Here is a 16,428-nt window from a genome sequence, read left to right on the forward strand (position 1 = left end):
GCCCCTGATGATCCAGGCCGATCTCAACATCCTTCTGCCAGAGCTCCTGCTGTCGGTTTACGCGCTGGGCGCGCTCGTGGCCGCGGCCTACACCGGCAAGGACCGCATCGCGCCATCGCTGACCTGGGGCACCGCCGCGATCTTCGTCGTGCTTGCCGCCTGGATCGGTCTGCGCGGCGAGGGCGTGCAAATCGCCTTCGGCGGAATGTTCGTCGACGACGGCTTCGCGCGGTTCGCCAAGGTCGCGATCCTCTTGTCCGCCGCGGCGGTGCTCGCGATCAGCCAAGACTACATGGAGCGGCGAGGCTTGTTGCGGTTCGAGTTTCCGCTTCTCGTCGCGCTTGCCGTGGTCGGCATGATGGTGATGGTGTCCGCCGGAGACCTGATGGCGCTCTACATGGGGCTGGAGCTGCAATCGCTCGCGCTTTACGTCGTCGCCGCGATGCGCCGCGACAGCGCGAAGTCGACCGAGGCGGGGCTGAAATACTTTATGCTGGGCGCGCTGTCCTCCGGCCTGCTGCTCTACGGCGCCTCGCTCACCTACGGCTATGCCGGCACCACGCTCTTCACCGGCGTGATCGAGGCCGCGGGCGAGGGGCGGGCCGATCTGGGGCTTCTGATCGGCCTCGTGCTCGTGGCGTGCGGGCTGGCCTTCAAGGTTTCCGCCGTGCCGTTCCACATGTGGACGCCCGACGTCTACGAGGGGGCGCCCACGCCCGTGACGGCGTTCCTGTCCACCGCGCCCAAGATCGCCGCCATGGCGCTTTTCGCGCGGGTGCTGCACGACGCGTTCGGCGGGATCGTGGCGGACTGGCAGCAGGTCATCGCGCTCCTGTCGCTGCTGTCGATGTTCCTGGGCGGGATCGCCGCGATCGGCCAGACCAACATCAAGCGGCTGATGGCCTATTCCTCCATCGCGCATATGGGCTACGCGCTCATGGGCCTTGCCGCCGGAACGGCCTTCGGCGTGCAGGCCATGCTCGTCTACATGGCGATCTACGTCGCGATGAGTGTCGGAACCTTCGCGTTCATCCTCTCGATGGAGAGGGACGGCCAGCCAGTGACGGATATCGGTTCGCTCCACATGTTCTCGCGCGTCGAACCGGGGCGCGCCTTCGCGATGCTGGTCCTCCTTTTCAGCCTCGCGGGGGTTCCGCCGCTTCTGGGCTTCTTCGGCAAGCTCTACGTGCTGCGCGCGGCCTATGAGGGCGGGCTCGTCTGGCTGGCCGTGGCGGGCGTCGTGGCCTCCGTCATCGGTGCGTTCTACTACCTGCGCATCGTCTACTACATGTATTTCGGCGAGGAGCGTGCCGAGCCGCTCGAGGCAGGGGGCGGCCCGGTGCTCTGGGGGATGCTGATGGCCTCCGCGGTGGCCATGCTCGTCGGCATCGTCAACCTGTTCGGGATCGAGGGCGCGGCGGCCGCCGCCGCGGCGGCGCTTGTCAACTGACGCGCACCAGCCGCAGGGCTGGCCTGCCGCCTATGACCGGATCGTCCTCGACGAAGCGCCCTCCACCATGACCGAGGCGCGCGCGCGCGCGCCCTCCCTTTCGCGGCCCGCGTGGATCATGGCGCATCGCCAGACCGCCGGGCGCGGACGGCGCGGCCGCGCCTGGGCCGATCCGCCGGGCAATTTCGCCGCGACGCTCGTGCTGCGCGAGGATGACCCGCGCCGCGCCGCGTTGCGGTCCTTCGTGGCCGCGCTCGCGCTTTACGACACGGTCGCGGTTCTCGGCGCGCGGCCCGAGGGGCTGGGGCTCAAATGGCCCAACGACGTGCTGCTCAACGGGGGCAAGCTGGCCGGCATCCTGCTCGAAAGCCTGCCGGGCGGCGCGCTCGCCATCGGCGTCGGCGTCAATCTGCGCCATGCCCCCGAGCCGGAACGGCTGGAACAGGGGGCGCTCCGGCCCGTGGCGCTTCTGCACGAGACCGGCGCGGCGGTGCCGCCCGAGGCGTTCCTCGACCATCTCGCAAGCGCCTTCGACATGCGCGAGGGGCAGTTCGCCACCTTCGGCTTCGCGCCGATCCGTACCGCCTGGCTCGACCGGGCCGCACGGATCGGCCAGCCGCTGACCGCGCGGATCGGCCCGCGCGAGGTCACGGGCACGTTCGAGACGGTGGACGAGGCGGGCAACCTCATCCTGCGAACGCCGCGCGGGCGCGAGGCCATCGCCGCCGCGGATGTCTACTTTCCCGAGGGGGTCTGAGGGCGATGCTACTCGCGGTCGATTGCGGCAACACCAACACCGTCTTCTCGATCTGGGACGGGGAGCGGTTCGTCGCCAGCTGGCGCATGGCGACCCAGCACCAGCGCACGGCGGATGAATACTACGTCTGGCTGTCCACGCTCAAATCCTTTCAGAAGATCGAGACCGCGATCACCGACGTGATCGTGTCCTCGACCGTGCCGCGGGTGGTGTTCAACCTTCGCGTCCTGTCGGACCGCTATTTCAACACGCGGCCGCTGGTCGTCGGCCGGCCCGACTGTTTGTTGCCCGTCGATATCCGGGTCGATCCGGGCACGCAGGTGGGGCCCGACCGGCTGGTCAACACCGTCGCGGGCTTCGACCGTTACGGCGGCGACCTGATCGTGGTGGACTTCGGCACCGCGACGACCTTCGACGTCGTCGATGGCGACGGCGCCTATGTCGGCGGGGTGATCGCGCCCGGGGTTAACCTCTCGCTCGCCGCGCTGCACGAGGCCGCGGCCGCCCTGCCGCATGTGGACATCTCGCGGCCGCAGCGGGTCGTGGGCACCAACACCGTGGCCTGCATGCAATCGGGGATCTTCTGGGGCTATGTCGGGCTGATCCGCGAGATCTGCACCCGCATCAAGGCAGAACGCGACCGGCCGATGAAGGTCATCTCCACGGGCGGGCTCGCGCCGCTCTTCCAGCAGGCCGAAACCCTTTTCGACACTTTCGACGACGATCTGACGATGCACGGCCTTGCCGTGGTCCACGCCTACAACAAGAAGAACGGAGCGACGCCATGAGCAGCGACCGACTGATCTATCTTCCCCTCGGCGGTGCCGGCGAGGTCGGGATGAACGCCTATGTCTTCGGCTACGGACCGAAGAACAAGGAGCGGCTTATCCTCGTGGACCTCGGCGTGACCTTCCCCGACATGGACACGAGCCCCGGGGTCGACCTGATCTTTCCCGACATCGCCTGGCTCGAGGCGCGCCGCGACCGGCTGGAGGCGATCTTCATCACCCACGCGCACGAGGACCATGTGGGCGCGCTCGGTCATCTGTGGTCGCGGCTTGGTGCGCCGGTCTATGCGCGCAGCTTCACCGCCGAGATCGCGCGCGGCAAGATGGAAGAGCACGGCCAGCCCGAGCGCGTGGTCAAGGTGGTCGAGCCGATGCCCGACATGACCGAGGCGGGGCCCTTCCGCGTGGGCTTTCTGCCCGTCTCGCATTCGATCCCGGAAAGCTCGGCGCTGGTGATCGACACGCCCGCGGGGCGCGTCGTGCATACCGCGGATTTCAAGATCGATCGCGACCCGGTGGTGGGTGATGCCTTCGACGACGAGGCCTGGGCCGAGGCGGCGAAGCCCGGGGTCCGTGCGTTGATGTGCGACTCGACGAATGTCTTCACGCAGCATCCCGGCCGGTCGGAGTCCACGCTCGGCCCTGCGATCGAGGCGCTGGTGGGCGGCGCCTCGGGCATGTTCATGGCGACGACCTTCGCCTCGAACGTGGCGCGGCTGAAGACGCTGGCCGAGGCGGGCCAGCGTGCCGGACGGTCGATCTGCCTGATCGGGCGCTCGATGAAGCGCATGGTCGAGGCGTCGGTTCAGACCGGCGTGCTGAAGGGGTTCCCGCCGGTGATCAGCCCCGAGGACGCCGCCCGCGTTCCGCGCGAGAACCTGATGGTGATCGTCACCGGCAGCCAGGGCGAGCGGCGCGCCGCCTCGGCGCAGCTCGCCCGGGGCGGCGCCTATCAGGGGCTCGAGCTCAAGGCCGGCGACACGTTCCTGTTCTCGTCGCGCACGATCCCCGGAAACGAGCGGGGTGTCCTGCGCGTGATCAACCAGCTTTCGGAGCTGGGCGTGGACGTGGTCGACGACGCCACGGACCGCTACCACGTCTCGGGCCACGCGAACCGCCCCGATCTCGAAGCGATGCATGCGCTGATGCGGCCGCAGATGGTGATCCCGATGCATGGCGAGCACCGGATGCTGCGCGAGCATGTGAAGATCGCGAAGGCCAAGGGCATCGAGGCGGCCATCGCCGTCAACGGGACCATGCTGGATCTCACCGGCGAGGCGCCGGCGGTCTGCGACTATGTCGAGACCGGGCGCACCTATCTCGACGGCGCGGTGCAGGTCGGCGCGCTCGACGGGATCGTGCGTGACCGCATCCGGATGGCGCTGAACGGCCACGTGATCGTGACCGTGATCCTCGACGAGGACGACGAGCCCGTGGGCGATCCGTGGTGCGACCTGATGGGCCTTGCCGGGACGGGCCGCTCGGACGCGCCGCTGACCGACGTTCTGGAAGAGGATCTTTCGCAGTTCATCGGGCGCGCGGCGCGGAAGGTCCGCGCCGACGACGACAAGCTCGAGGAAGGCATGCGCCGCGTGGTGCGCCAGAGCGCCCTGAACGAGATCGGCAAGAAGCCCGAGGTGACGGTGGTGATCAGCCGCCTGAGCTGAGCGCCGCCGGGCCATCGCTTGCGCGGCGGGCCCGGCGCCCGGGCGGCGGGGGTGTCCCTGGCAGGGGCGTGTCCGTGTGCGCGATCGCGCGAAATGGCGCGCCCTTGCGCACGCCGTGCGCGTCATCCGCACGGCGCGAGAACCGCATCGGGTCGGCGGGCGGGGCCTTCGCGGAGGCGCTCCGCGGACGCGGGTCAGCCGCTCAGCCGTTCCTCGAAGCTCATCGCGATGAAAGAGGGCAGGTGATCGCCCATTCCTACCACGGCCGGGCCCTTGCCGCGCGACGTGTCGCGCGCGCGCGCGGGCGCCTTGCGCGGTGCGGGCTCGCGCTCGGGCGCTTCGGCGGCGGGCTCGTCCGTGGCCTCGGAAGCTGCGGAAACGGCGGCCTTCTCCGCGGCGGGCGGCGTGTCTTCCTGCTTGGTGCGCCGTCCGCCACGGCGTCCGCGGCGCGGACGCTCCTTGTCCGGCTCCTCCGCGTCGGGGGCGGCGGGCCGTTCCTCGGCCGCCTCGGCCGGGGCGGCGCCAGAGGGGCTGTCCACGCGCGGGATTTCCTTTTGCAAGAGTTTCTCGATGTCCTCGAGGTTCTTGTCGTCCTTGGGCCCGCAGATGGTCAGCGCCTTGCCTTCGCGTCCGGCCCGCCCGGTGCGCCCGATCCGGTGGACGTAATCTTCCGCGTGCGATGGCACGTCGTAGTTGAAGACGTGGCTGACGGCAGGGATGTCGAGGCCGCGCGCGGCGACATCGGAAGCCACGAGAAAGCGCAATTCGCCCGACCGGAAGGCATCCAGCGTCTTCGTGCGCTGGGACTGGTCCAGGTCGCCGTGGATCGGCGCGGCGTCGTAGCCGTACTTCTTCAGCGACTTGGCGAGCATGTCGACGTCGATCTTGCGGTTGCAGAAGATGATCGCGTTCTTGCACGCCGCGCCCTCGCGGTCGATCAGGTCGCGCAGCAGCCGCCGCTTTTCCGAGGCCTCGCGGTCGCGCCGCGACGGCTTGAACATCGCCACGCCCTGCGCGATCGTTTCCGATGCCGTGGCCTGCCGCGCCACCTCGATGCGGGCGGGGGCCTGCAGGAAGGTCTTGGTGATCCGCTCGATCTCGGGCGCCATGGTGGCCGAGAAGAAGAAGGTCTGCCGCGTGAACGGCGTCAGGCTGAAGATGCGCTCGATGTCGGGGATGAACCCCATGTCGAGCATGCGGTCGGCCTCGTCCACCACCATGATCTGAACGCCCGTGAGAAGCAGCTTGCCGCGCTCGAAATGATCGAGAAGCCGCCCCGGCGTCGCGATCAGCACGTCGACGCCCTTGTCGATCAGCGCGTCCTGTTCCTTGAAGCTGACGCCGCCGATCAGCAGCGCCTTGGTGAGCTTCACGTGCCTGGCGTAGGTGTCGAAGTTCTCGGCGACCTGCGCGGCAAGCTCGCGCGTCGGGCAGAGCACGAGGCTGCGCGGCATCCGCGCCCGTGCGCGGCCCCGTGCCAGGAGCGTGATCATCGGCAGCGTGAAGCTTGCGGTCTTGCCGGTGCCGGTCTGGGCGATGCCCAGAACGTCGCGCCCTTCGAGCGCGGGCGGAATGGCGCCGGCCTGGATCGGGGTGGGAGATTCGTATCCCGCCTCCTCAATCGCTTTCAGAACCTTCGGGTTGAGGTCGAGATCGGTAAACTTTGTCATGTGCATCCGTGGTTTACGGACACGCGTGGCCCGTAGCGTCTGGTATGGCGGCGCTCACGCCCATGATAGGCGGCGCGCCAGGTCGGCCCGTGTGGGCGCATCTACCCGAAAATTCGTGCCGGGGTCAATCCGCGGCGCTCCCAACGCGAAGAAGGGGGTATTTCGGGCCGGATCGTCGCGAAACGGGCAACAGTCACACGCCCAACCTGTCGCGCAGCGCGTACCAGCTCATCGCGAGGACGAGGAGCGGGCTGCGCACCAGCGTACCGCCCGGAAAGGCCGGCGCTGGCACCGAGGCCATGGTGTCGAAACCCGCGCTTTCGCCGGCCACGGCGTCCGCCAGAAGCTTGCCGGCCAGCGTGGCGTTGCCCACCCCGTGCCCCGAGTAGCCGGAAGCCGACAGGACCTGCCGCCCGACCCGCGCGAGATAGGGCATCCGCCGCATGGTGATCGCGAGCGTGCCGCCCCAGGCATAGTCGATCGGCACGTCCGCGAGATGCGGAAAGACCCGCGCCATCGGCCGGCGCACCAGCGCGGCGATATCGCGCGGGAAGCGGTAGCCGTAGCTTTCGCCCCCGCCGAAGAGAAGCCGCCCGTCATGGCTCAGCCGGAAGTAGTTCACCACGAACTTGGTGTCCGCGACGGCGACGTCCCGGGTGAGCACCTGGGCCGTCCGCGCGCCCAGCGGCTCGGTGGCCGCGACGAAGTTGTTGATCGGCATGACGCGCGCCGCGACCTGCCGGTTCAGCCCGCCGAGATAGCCGTTGCAGGCCAGGATCACGTGCTCGGCCTCGACACGGCCCTCCTCGGTCCGCAGGACGGGGCGCGCGCCGCTGTCGTCGATCTCCGCGACGCGGGTCGTCTCGTGGATGCGCGCGCCGGCAGCCTCTGCCGCGCGGGCGAGGCCCAACGCGAAAGCCAGCGGATGCAGGTGGCCCGCGCCCATGTCGAGGGTGCCGCCGCGATAGCGCGGCGAGGGGCAGAGCGCGTGGCCGGCCTCGGCGTCGAGCGCTTCGATCTCCGCGTAGCCGTAGCGATGTTGCAGCGTCTCGGCCTCCTCGTGCAGCTCCCGCCGCTCGGCGTCGGAATAGGCCATGTGGGCCACGCCCGGCTTGAGATGGCAGTCGATGCCGTGGCGTGCGGTGAGGTCCTTCACGAGGGCCTTGGCGTCCTGGCCGAGCGCCCAGAGCCTGTCCGCCGCCTCGGCGCCCAGAAGCCGGGTCAGCTCCGCCTGGCCGACCCGCTGGCCGCTGCCCAGCTGCCCGCCGTTGCGCCCCGACGCGCCGAAGCCCGCGCGGTGCGCCTCCAGCACCACGACGTCGTGGCCGCGTTCGGCCAGATGGAGCGCGGCCGAGAGCCCGGTGAAGCCCGCGCCCACGATGCACACATCGGCACGGATCTCCTCGCGCAGCGGCGCGCGAGGCGCCGGCGTCTCCACCGTCGCGGCATACCAGCTCGCGGGATAGCGGCCCGGCCGGTCATTGGCGTAAAGCAGGTTCGTCATGCCAGGGCGCGCTCCTTGCGCGGTATCGTCACACGTTGAGCAGGAGATGCTCCCGCTCCCACGGGCTGATCACCTGCAGGAATTCCTCGTACTCGGTGCGCTTGACGACGGAATAGACGCGGCAGAACTCCGGGCCCAGCACCTCGCGCAGCGCCTCGGCCTCGTCGAAGAGGTCGAGCGCATCGCCGAGAACGCGCGGGATGTCCCCCTCGCCCTCGTAGGCGTCGCCGCGGAACTGCTTGGACGGCCAGTCCTCGTTCACGAGGCCGATATATCCGGCCGCCAGAGAGGCGGCGATCCCCAGATACGGATTGCAGTCCATGCCGGCGAGGCGGTTTTCCACGCGCCGCGCCTGCGGCTCGGAAATCGGGATGCGCAGGCCCGTGGTGCGGTTGTCGCGGCCCCATTCGAGATTGATGGGGGCGGCGTGGTCCTTGACGTATCGGCGGTAGCTGTTGACGTAAGGCGCGAAGATCGCGATCGCCGAGGGCAGGTGCTTTTGCAGCCCGCCAAGGAAGTTGAAGAACGCGTCCGTTTCCCCGCCCTGGGGGCCGGCGAAGAGGTTCCGCCCGGTGCCAGTGTCGATCACCGAGTGATGGATATGCATGGCGCTGCCGGGCTCGTCCTCGATGGGCTTGGCCATGAAGGTTGCGAAGCAGTCGTGGCGCAGCGCCGCCTCGCGGATCAGCCGCTTGAAGTAGAACACCTCGTCGGCCAGCTTCACCGGATCGCCGTGGCGCAGGTTGATCTCCACCTGGCCCGCGCCGCCTTCCTGGGTGATGCCGTCGATCTCGAAGCCCTGCGCCTCGGCGAAGTCGTAGATGTCGTCGATCACGGGGCCGTATTCGTCCACCGCGCTCATGGAATAGGCCTGGCGCGCGGCCGCCGGGCGCCCGGTGCGGCCCATCATCGCCTCGATCGGCTTGGCCGGGTCCACGTTGCGCGCGACGAGGAAGAACTCCATCTCCGGCGCGATCACCGGTTCCCAGCCCTGGTCGCGGTAAAGCTGCACCACCCGCTTGAGCACGTTGCGCGGCGCGTAGGGGATCGGCGCTCCGGCGCGGTCGAAGGCGTCGTGGATCACCTGGAGCGTCCAGTCGCCGGTCCAGGGCGCGGCGGTTGCCGTGGACATGTCGGGCTTCAGGATCATGTCGGGCTCGACATAGCCCTCGTCGCCCGCGGCCTCGGCCCAGTCCCCGGTGATGGTCTGGAAGAAGATCGAATTGGGCAGGTGGAAACTGAGCTGCCGGGCGAACTTCGAGGCGGGGACCGCCTTGCCGCGGGCGATGCCGGGAATGTCGGCGATGATGCACTCGACCTCGTCGAGGCGGCGGCCCTCGAGGTAGAGGCGCGCGGCCTCGGGAAGGCTGTCGCTCCAGTCGCTCATTCGAGGCTCCTTTCGCGGAAGAACCGCGCGATCATCTGGCCGAGTTTGGCGTTGTCGGTCGGGGCGGGCAGCGCGTCCCGCGCCGCGTCGAGCTGGTCTTCGGGCACCACGCCCTTGCCGCGGGTGCGGATGAGGCCGTCGATCACCTGCGCGCCGAATTCCGGGTGCGGCTGGACGGTGAAGATCTCTCCGGGCCAGACGAGCGCGGCGTAGGCGCAGAAGGGGTTGGAGGCGATCACCTCCGCCCCCTCCGGCAACGCGACGATCTGGTCCTGGTGCCAGGCGTTCAGCGCCACGGGGGCGCCCTGCCAGTCGTAGACCGTTCGGCCCACGGTCCAGCCGCCCGCGAATTTCTCGACCCTGCCGCCAAGCGCCTGCGCGATGATCTGATGGCCGAAGCAGATGCCGACGAGCGGCTTGCCGGCCGCGCGGATCTCGCGGATGAGCGCCTCGAGCGGGGGAATCCAGTCATGATCCTCGTAGGCCCCGTGGCGCGAGCCCGTGATGAGCCAGCCGTCGGCAGCCCCGGGGCCGTCGGGGAAGGCGCCGTCCTCGACCACCCAGGTTTCGAAGTCGAAGCCCCGGCCCGCGAGGAGATGCTCGAACATGTCCGGGTAGTCGCCCGTCTCGGGCCGGATGTCCGCCGGCGCGCGGCCGGTCTGGAGGATGCCGATCTTCATGAAATCACCGTTTGACGTGCCAAAAACTAGCGACTGCCCCGACCCCTCACAAGGGGGTCAGACGGCTTCCAGGTAGGACTGCCAGTGCTTTTCGGCCGGCAGTTCGGCGAAGCGGGCGAGCTCCTGCCGCTTGGTCCGGCACAGGTTCTCGATCAGCAGCGGGGGAAGGATGCGCGCCATCAGCGAGTCGCCTTCCAGCACCTCGATCGCCTCGGCCCAGCTCGGGGCGAGTTGCGGAAGGTCCTGCTCGTAGCAGTTGCCGGTCAGCGGCGCCGGCGGCTCGAGCGCGTCCTCGATGCCGGAAAAGGCCGCGCCCAGCACGGCGGCCATCAGCAGGTAGGGCGTGATGTCGCCGCCCGCAACGCGATGCTCGATCCGCCGCGCCCTGGTCGGACCGCTCGGGATGCGGATCGCGGCGGTGCGGTTCTCGTAGCCCCAGCCGGCGCCGGTGGGCGCGTGCGCGCCGGGCACGAGGCGGTCGTAGCTCGCACCGTGCGGCGCGAAGACCAGCGTCGAGGCCGGCATCGCCCGCAGGCAGCCCGCCACCGCCTGCCGGAGAAGCGCGGAGCCCTCCGGCCCGCCATCGTCGAAGACGTTCTGCCCGGCCTCGTCCAGCACCGAGAAATGCACATGCATCCCGTTGCCGGCATCGTCGGGATAGGGTTTGGCCATGAAGGTGGCGGCCATCCCGTGGCGCCGCGCCAGCCCGCGCGCCAGCGCCTTGAAAAGCCACGCGTCGTCGGCCGCGGCCATGGCCGCGCGGTGGCCCAGCGTGATCTCGAACTGGCCGAGCCCCGCTTCGGACGTGGCCGACTGGACCGGGATGCCCATCGCGGCGCAGCCCTCGTAGAGATCGGTGAAGAAGGCGTCGAACGCGTCCAGCTGGCGGATCGAGAGCACCGCGTGCCCTTGCAGCGGGCGGCCCGTCACCGGGTTCGCGGGCGGGTGCAGCGCGTCGCCCGAATCGTCCACCAGCGTGAATTCCATCTCGGTGGCCGCGATCACGTGCCAGCCGCGCCCGGCGAAGCGTTCCAGCACCGCGCGGAGCGCGTGGCGCGGGTCGCCCATGAAGGGCGCGCCGCCTTCGTCCGACATCCACATCGGCACCAGCGAGGAGGGGGTGGCGAGCCACGGCATGGGCACCGGCCCGCGCTCGGTCGGGTGGAGCACGCCGTCGCGGTCGCCGGTTGCGAAGACGAGGGGGCTGTCGTCGATGTCGCGACCCCACAGATCCACGTTGAGCGCCGAGAGCGGCATCCGCAGCCCGTCGTTTTCGAGCTTCTCGGCCTCGCCGGCCGGCAGGCGCTTGCCGCGCATCTGGCCATTGAGATCGCAGGCCGCGGCGCGCAGCGTTCGGAACTGGGAGAGGTCCATGGGGCGTCCTTCGGAATTTTGATCAAATTACAGAAGGCGGCACATGTGTCCAGAGGCGAGCGCGCCTTCGGCCGGCGGACGCGCGCTCAGCGAATTAGATTCGGGCGGAAACGGATGGGTCGACGCAACTCTTGCGGCATGTGCCGGTTGAGGCGCCGGTTGGCGACCCCGAAGAGCCATATGATCACAAGTGTGAGCAGGATGAAGTAGCCCGCGAGGATGGGGTAGGGCACGAAGGGGTTGAACGTCTTGTCCGCGAAGTAGCTGGCGTAATAAAGCGCGTCGCCTTTCTGCTGCCAGGCCGGAAAGCCCGAGAAGTAGACGAGCGTCGTGGCGTGGAAGAGGAATATCGCCTCGTTGGTGTAGGCCGGCCAGGCCAGCCGCAGCATGGTCGGGAAGACGATGCGCCGGAACCGCGCCCATCCCGTGAAGCCGTAGGCGTCGGCCGCCTCCGTCTCGCCCTTGGGGATCGTGCGCAGCGCGCCGTAGAAGATCTCTCCGGAATAGGCGGCCGTGTTGAGGAACAGCACGATCAGCGCGCCGAGCCCCGCCGAGGTCAGGGAATCGAAGACGGGCGAGACGGATTTCAGGTTGAGGAAGAAGAAATAGGCGAAGAAGAACTGGATGAAGAGCGGCGAGCCCCGGAAGACGAGGATGAACCACTCCGAGGGTTTGCGCACCCAGGCCGAGCGCGCCGCCTTGCCCATCGCCACGGCGACGGCCAGAAAAAAGCCCGAGGCCAGGGCCAGAACGCCGAAATAGACGTTCCAGATGAGCCCCGAGCCGATCAGCGTGATCTGCTGGCAGAGCGTGAAGTTGTCGCGCGGCAGAAGCCGCTCGCCGATCCCGACCGAGCGCAGCGCGTAATCGCCGATCGTCTCCCAGCAGCTCATGCGCCCGCCTTGCGCTGGGCCTCGCCCTGCGCCGTCGCCTGCCCGTGGCTGAGGCGCACGGTCAGCCGCTCCAGCACGATCTCGGAGACGCGGGTGAAGGCGAGGTAGAAGACCAGCAGCGCGAGGAAATACCACATCCGCCAGTCGCCGTGGGGGTAGTCGGTGAAGCGCGCGGTCTTGGCGCCGCCGAGCTCGCGCGCCCAGTAGACGATATCCTCGACGCCGAGCAGGAACAGCAGGGGCGTGGCCTTGATGAGCACCATCCAGAGATTGGAAAGCCCGGGCAGGGCGTAGATCCACATCTGTGGCACGAGGATGCGCCAGAACGCCTGGCGGCGGCTCATGCCGTAGGCCTCCGCCGTCTCGATCTGCGCCTGCGGCACCGCGCGCATCGCGCCGAAGAGCACGTTGGCCGCGAAGGCGCCGAAGACGATGGCGAAGGTCAGCACGGCGAGGAAGAAGCCGTAGATTTCGTGCATCCATTGCGGCGCGTTGCCGAGGGGCAGCTTGGCCTCGGGGCAGACCACGAAGTCGTTGCCCTGCCGCACCGCCTCTGTCCAGTCGGGGCAGAGCGCCTGGTGGCGGATCCATTCGAAGCCCTGGTCGAGCGCGATCACGAAGAAGAGGAAGAAGGCGATGTCGGGCACGCCGCGCACCACGGCGATGTAGCCCTTGCCGAGGATCGAGACGGGTAGAACCCGCGACCGCGCGGCGGCGGCGCCGGCGAAGCCGAAGGCCAGCGCGGTGGGCGCCGTGATGGCGAGCAGGGTGAGGACCGTGCCGAACGCCGCATAGAACGACATGTGCTTGCCCGTGGTGAGGTAGCAGGCAAGCCACCGGAGGGTCCCGAGGCTCTCGGGATCTGTGCAGAACGCGAAGATGGCCTCGCTCCGTCGTGATGGAGGGGCGGACCCGCGGGCCCGCCCCGTTCACGGGATCAGAACTGGGACGAGACGTCCCACTTCGCGATGAGCTCGTTCAGCGAGCCGTCGTCCTTCATCGACTGGATCGCCGCGTCGAAGGTGTCGCGCAGCTCCTGGTCGCTTTCGCGGAAGCCCATGCCGACGCCGCCGCCGAGCGGCACGTCGGGGCCCACGAAGATGAGGTCCGGATCCTCCTCCACGATGGGCGCGAGGAACGACTTGTCGGCGAGCACCGCGTCCGCCTCGCCGCTTTTCACCGCAGCGATCGTCTCGTCGGGGGAGGCGAACTCGACCAGCGTGCCGCCCGTCTCGGCGACGTAGCCGGCCTGGATGGTGCCGGTCTGCGCCGCGATGACGGCGGCCTCGACATCGATGCCGTCCGACACGGCCGCATAGGCCGACGGATCGGGCGGGGTGTAGTTCTGCGAGAAGTCGATGACCTCGTCGCGCTCGTCGGTGATCGACATGCCGGCGATGATGGCGTCGTAGTTGCCCGAGACGAGGTTGGGGATGATCGAATCCCAGTCGTTCGTCACCCACTCGCAGGTCAGCTCGGCGCGGCGGCAAAGCTCGTCGCCCAGCTCGCGCTCGAACCCGTCCACCTCTCCGGCGTCGTTGAGGAAGTTCCACGGGGGGTAGGCGCCTTCGGTGCCGAGGCGCACGACGTCCTGGGCGCTGGCAAGCCCGGCGCTCAGCGCCAGGGCCGCGGTTGCGAGGATCATTTTCTTCATGGTCGGTCTCCCTCTGGTTGGACTGGTGTTGGTCGGGCCGGCCGCTCTCAGGCGGCCTGGGTCGAGGACAGGAAGCCCCTCAGCCGCTCGGAGTCCGGCTGGCCGAACAGGGTCTCGGGCGGGCCTTCCTCCTCGATCCGCCCCTGGTGAAGAAATACCACGTGATCAGAGACATCGGCGGCCATCCTCATGTCATGCGTGACGATGAGCATGGTCCGCCCCTCCTGCGCGAGATCCTTGATGACGCGCACCACCTCCTGCTCGAGTTCGGGATCGAGGGCCGAGGTGGGCTCGTCGAAAAGAAGCGCCTCGGGCTCCATGCAGAGCGCCCGCGCGATCGCCGCGCGCTGCTGCTGCCCGCCCGAAAGCTGCGCCGGGTAGACATCCGCCTTGTCGCCGATGCCGACCTTTTCGAGATAGCCCCGCGCCGCCGTCTCCACCTCCTGCCGGTCGCGGCCCAGAACGGTTACCGGCGCCTCCATCACGTTCTGCAGGACCGTCATGTGCGCCCAGAGATTGAACTGCTGGAACACCATGGAAAGGTTGGTGCGGATGCGCAGCACCTGCCTGGGGTCCGCCGGGTGCCGGTGCAGGCCCGTCCCGCGCCATTTCACCGGCTCGCCCTTGAAGAGGATCTCTCCCTGCTGGCTGTCTTCCAGCAGGTTCGCGCAGCGCAGCAGCGTCGATTTCCCCGAACCCGAAGAGCCGATCAGCGAGACGACGTCGCCGCGCCGCGCGGTGATGTCCACGCCCTTGATGACCTCGAGCTCGCCGTAGCTCTTGTGCAGGTCCCGGATCTCGATGACGGGGTCGGTGTCGGACAAGGCGGCCTTCACGGTGGTGTCACGGTTTCGCGCTACTAGGGCGGAAAACACGCGGCGATGCAATGCGCAACCCGGCGAAACCGACAGGCCGCCCGGCATATTCGTGCTGTCATGCGTCGGATTCGGGCGGTACCGGCGTGGGCACCTCGAAATAGGCCGCGGCGGGAATGGCGACGATGCCGGCCAGGCAAAGCCGCGTCCGGTCCGCCGGATCCAGCCGCTCCGCGGCGCGGCGGACGGCCGCCAGGATCGGGCCGGGGTCGCGGCCCCGCGCCGTGATGAGCGGCAGACCCGGGGTGGGCCGCGTGCGGGCGATGACGCGAAGCGCCCCGGCGAAATCGTCGTGCGCGGCGATGAGGCGCCATGTCTGGGCGTCGAGCGCGGCGAAATCGGCGCGCCCCGACGCCACCGCGCGGGCCGAGGCCGCATGCGCCCCGGTGCGCAGGAGTGGCCCGAAGCCCAGCCCGGCCTCGGCCATGTGGTGAGCCGGCGCCGCCCAGCCCGATTGCGAAAGCGCCTCGTTGAAGGCGAAGCGCCGGCCCGCGAAGGCCGGCAGGTCGCCCGGATCGTCGCGCCGCGCCACGAAGACGGAGCGGTAATGGCCCGGCGGGCAGCCCTCGAGCGCGTAATCGGGCGTGCCCACCAGCGTCACGCGATCGCGCAGGCGGGTGCGGAACGGATAGCCGCAGGTCTGCGCGAGGAGGAGGTCGGGGTGTTCCCAGATCTCCCAGGGATCGCGCCCCCGGGTGAGCGCCTCGGGGCCGTATCCCAGCTCGCCCCGGATCGCGCGCCAGAAGCTGTCATTCGCCGCCGCCGTCTCGGGGCGGTCGTACATCGGCAGCGCCGCGATCAACCGGCGTCCGCGACCCGTTGCCGGGCCATGGCGCTCTCCACGTCCGAGATGCCCAGAAGGTTCGCCACGAGCCGCAACAGCGTATCCTCGTCGTGGTCGCGGTGCCCATCGGCAAGCACCACGCGCCACAACGCCTCGATCACGCCGAGCCGCTCCTCGTGCGGGACCGCGTCCTTGATCGTGCGGGTGAAGCGAACGGTGTCCGGCGCCTCGGTCTCGGCGGCCTCTCCCTCGCCGCGCAGGCTTTCGGCCTCGGCGCGGGACAGCTCGAACCGGTCAGTGATGATCCGGGTGATGAGGTCGCGCTCGGCCTCGGCGTAATCGCCGTCCGAACGCGCGACGCGCACCAGCAACGCCGTCAGCGCCAGCCGGGCGTCCTCGTCCGGCAGGGTTTCGGGCGTGTGGCCGGAGAGTCTCTTGAAGAAATCTGCAAACATGATGCGCTATATAGCGGTGCCGGTCCGGCGCGCCAATGGTCAGCGGATCGCGCGCGCGCTCGCCCGGGCCTCGGCGCTGTCGTACTCCTGGATGCCGAGCGCCGCCTCGATGGCGGCGATGGCGGCCTCCTCGTGCTCCTCGGCCTCGCCGTCGGCCATCATCACCTCCCAGAGCGCGCCCACCATGCCAAGCCGCTCGGGATAGGCCACGGTCTCGCGGATGACCCGGGCGAGGCGCTCCATGTCGCCGGGCGCCTGGCGCTCCAGCTTCTCGGCGTCGGCGCGGAGCTTTGCGGCCTCCACGGGGTTCAGATCGAAGCGGGCGGCGAGGATGCGGTCGATCCGGCTGATCTCCTCGAAGAGATAGGCATGGTCCGACTTCGCCACGCGGACCAGCAGCGCCGCGAGCGCCATGCGGGCGTCGGGCTCGGGCAGCATCTCGGCCGGCTGGGCGTGATGGGCGAAGCGGGCGAGGATCCGCCGGAACATC

16 protein-coding genes are annotated in these 16,428 nt (G+C 69.3%); 4 read left to right on the top strand and 12 right to left on the bottom strand.

Features of this window, described 5'->3' with window-relative positions:
* The first annotated feature begins 7 nt into the window (after positions 1–7).
* The 4 genes from nuoN to AB6A69_RS00710 are packed head-to-tail and all read left to right on the top strand — an operon-like array spanning position 8 to position 4,662.
* Positions 8–1,450, top strand: coding sequence for an NADH-quinone oxidoreductase subunit NuoN (gene nuoN / locus AB6A69_RS00695; protein ID WP_371054751.1), 1,443 nt, complete (start codon positions 8–10; stop codon positions 1,448–1,450).
* On the top strand, positions 1,440–2,207 hold the full coding sequence (locus AB6A69_RS00700) for a biotin--[acetyl-CoA-carboxylase] ligase (protein ID WP_371059252.1): 768 nt from the start codon (positions 1,440–1,442) through the stop codon (positions 2,205–2,207). Before nuoN ends, AB6A69_RS00700 begins: the two co-directional genes overlap by 11 nt.
* A 5-nt stretch (positions 2,208–2,212) precedes the next feature.
* Positions 2,213–2,995 (top strand): type III pantothenate kinase, encoded by a 783-nt coding sequence (locus AB6A69_RS00705; protein WP_371059253.1) that lies wholly within the window; start codon positions 2,213–2,215, stop codon positions 2,993–2,995.
* Positions 2,992–4,662, top strand: a complete 1,671-nt coding sequence (locus AB6A69_RS00710; RefSeq protein ID WP_371059254.1) for a ribonuclease J — start codon at positions 2,992–2,994, stop codon at positions 4,660–4,662. The genes AB6A69_RS00705 and AB6A69_RS00710 overlap by 4 nt, the downstream gene beginning before the upstream one ends.
* A 194-nt stretch (positions 4,663–4,856) precedes the next feature.
* On the opposite strand, the gene AB6A69_RS00715 is transcribed toward AB6A69_RS00710, so the two are convergent.
* The 12 genes from AB6A69_RS00715 to AB6A69_RS00770 form a co-directional block, all read right to left on the bottom strand.
* On the bottom strand, positions 4,857–6,332 hold the full coding sequence (locus AB6A69_RS00715; RefSeq protein ID WP_371059255.1) for a DEAD/DEAH box helicase: 1,476 nt from the start codon (positions 6,330–6,332) through the stop codon (positions 4,857–4,859).
* 193 nt (positions 6,333–6,525) lie between these two features.
* Positions 6,526–7,836: an NAD(P)/FAD-dependent oxidoreductase gene (locus AB6A69_RS00720; RefSeq protein WP_371059256.1), complete on the bottom strand. Its 1,311-nt coding sequence runs from the start codon at positions 7,834–7,836 to the stop codon at positions 6,526–6,528.
* A 28-nt stretch (positions 7,837–7,864) separates the two neighbouring features.
* Entirely contained in the window at positions 7,865–9,223 is a 1,359-nt protein-coding gene (locus AB6A69_RS00725) for a glutamine synthetase family protein (protein WP_371059257.1), read from the bottom strand.
* The gene (locus AB6A69_RS00730; protein ID WP_371059258.1) at positions 9,220–9,903 is read right to left on the bottom strand and encodes a type 1 glutamine amidotransferase; all 684 of its coding nucleotides are present in this window, start codon (positions 9,901–9,903) and stop codon (positions 9,220–9,222) included. The genes AB6A69_RS00725 and AB6A69_RS00730 overlap by 4 nt, the downstream gene beginning before the upstream one ends.
* 57 nt (positions 9,904–9,960) lie before the next feature.
* Positions 9,961–11,277 (bottom strand): glutamine synthetase family protein, encoded by a 1,317-nt coding sequence (locus AB6A69_RS00735; protein WP_371059259.1) that lies wholly within the window; start codon positions 11,275–11,277, stop codon positions 9,961–9,963.
* Positions 11,278–11,363: 86 nt separating this feature from the next.
* Positions 11,364–12,170 carry an ABC transporter permease gene (locus AB6A69_RS00740; RefSeq protein ID WP_371059260.1) on the bottom strand — a complete coding sequence of 269 codons (807 nt, stop codon included), beginning with the start codon at positions 12,168–12,170 and terminating at the stop codon, positions 11,364–11,366.
* Entirely contained in the window at positions 12,167–13,051 is an 885-nt protein-coding gene (locus tag AB6A69_RS00745; protein ID WP_371059614.1) for an ABC transporter permease, read from the bottom strand. Before AB6A69_RS00745 ends, AB6A69_RS00740 begins: the two co-directional genes overlap by 4 nt.
* 56 nt (positions 13,052–13,107) lie before the next feature.
* Positions 13,108–13,824, bottom strand: a complete 717-nt coding sequence (locus tag AB6A69_RS00750; RefSeq protein ID WP_371036635.1) for a transporter substrate-binding domain-containing protein — start codon at positions 13,822–13,824, stop codon at positions 13,108–13,110.
* A gap of 47 nt (positions 13,825–13,871) precedes the next feature.
* Positions 13,872–14,648 carry an ABC transporter ATP-binding protein gene (locus AB6A69_RS00755; RefSeq protein ID WP_371059261.1) on the bottom strand — a complete coding sequence of 259 codons (777 nt, stop codon included), beginning with the start codon at positions 14,646–14,648 and terminating at the stop codon, positions 13,872–13,874.
* A 109-nt stretch (positions 14,649–14,757) separates the two neighbouring features.
* Positions 14,758–15,501 (bottom strand): phosphate/phosphite/phosphonate ABC transporter substrate-binding protein, encoded by a 744-nt coding sequence (locus AB6A69_RS00760; RefSeq protein ID WP_371059262.1) that lies wholly within the window; start codon positions 15,499–15,501, stop codon positions 14,758–14,760.
* Positions 15,498–15,938: a TerB family tellurite resistance protein gene (locus AB6A69_RS00765; RefSeq protein WP_371036632.1), complete on the bottom strand. Its 441-nt coding sequence runs from the start codon at positions 15,936–15,938 to the stop codon at positions 15,498–15,500. Before AB6A69_RS00765 ends, AB6A69_RS00760 begins: the two co-directional genes overlap by 4 nt.
* 39 nt (positions 15,939–15,977) lie before the next feature.
* Positions 15,978–16,427, bottom strand: coding sequence for a TerB family tellurite resistance protein (locus tag AB6A69_RS00770; protein ID WP_371036631.1), 450 nt, complete (start codon positions 16,425–16,427; stop codon positions 15,978–15,980).
* Position 16,428 lies beyond the last annotated feature (1 nt).

The sequence above is a fragment of the Rhodosalinus sp. 5P4 genome (assembly GCF_041365695.1).
Classification (GTDB): domain Bacteria; phylum Pseudomonadota; class Alphaproteobacteria; order Rhodobacterales; family Rhodobacteraceae; genus Rhodosalinus.

Bases quoted from the DNA above. Each gene is read 5' to 3' on its own strand.
- AB6A69_RS00770 (WP_371036631.1), bottom strand. From the start codon at position 16,427: ATGTTCCGGCGGATCCTCGCCCGCTTCGCCCATCACGCCCAGCCGGCC.
- AB6A69_RS00720 (WP_371059256.1), bottom strand. From the start codon at position 7,836: ATGACGAACCTGCTTTACGCCAATGACCGGCCGGGCCGCTATCCCGCG.
- AB6A69_RS00740 (WP_371059260.1), bottom strand. From the start codon at position 12,170: ATGAGCTGCTGGGAGACGATCGGCGATTACGCGCTGCGCTCGGTCGGG.
- AB6A69_RS00765 (WP_371036632.1), bottom strand. From the start codon at position 15,938: ATGTTTGCAGATTTCTTCAAGAGACTCTCCGGCCACACGCCCGAAACC.
- AB6A69_RS00715 (WP_371059255.1), bottom strand. From the start codon at position 6,332: ATGACAAAGTTTACCGATCTCGACCTCAACCCGAAGGTTCTGAAAGCG.
- AB6A69_RS00750 (WP_371036635.1), bottom strand. From the start codon at position 13,824: ATGAAGAAAATGATCCTCGCAACCGCGGCCCTGGCGCTGAGCGCCGGG.
- AB6A69_RS00725 (WP_371059257.1), bottom strand. From the start codon at position 9,223: ATGAGCGACTGGAGCGACAGCCTTCCCGAGGCCGCGCGCCTCTACCTC.
- AB6A69_RS00705 (WP_371059253.1), top strand. From the start codon at position 2,213: ATGCTACTCGCGGTCGATTGCGGCAACACCAACACCGTCTTCTCGATC.
- AB6A69_RS00735 (WP_371059259.1), bottom strand. From the start codon at position 11,277: ATGGACCTCTCCCAGTTCCGAACGCTGCGCGCCGCGGCCTGCGATCTC.
- AB6A69_RS00730 (WP_371059258.1), bottom strand. From the start codon at position 9,903: ATGAAGATCGGCATCCTCCAGACCGGCCGCGCGCCGGCGGACATCCGG.
- AB6A69_RS00710 (WP_371059254.1), top strand. From the start codon at position 2,992: ATGAGCAGCGACCGACTGATCTATCTTCCCCTCGGCGGTGCCGGCGAG.
- nuoN (WP_371054751.1), top strand. From the start codon at position 8: ATGATCCAGGCCGATCTCAACATCCTTCTGCCAGAGCTCCTGCTGTCG.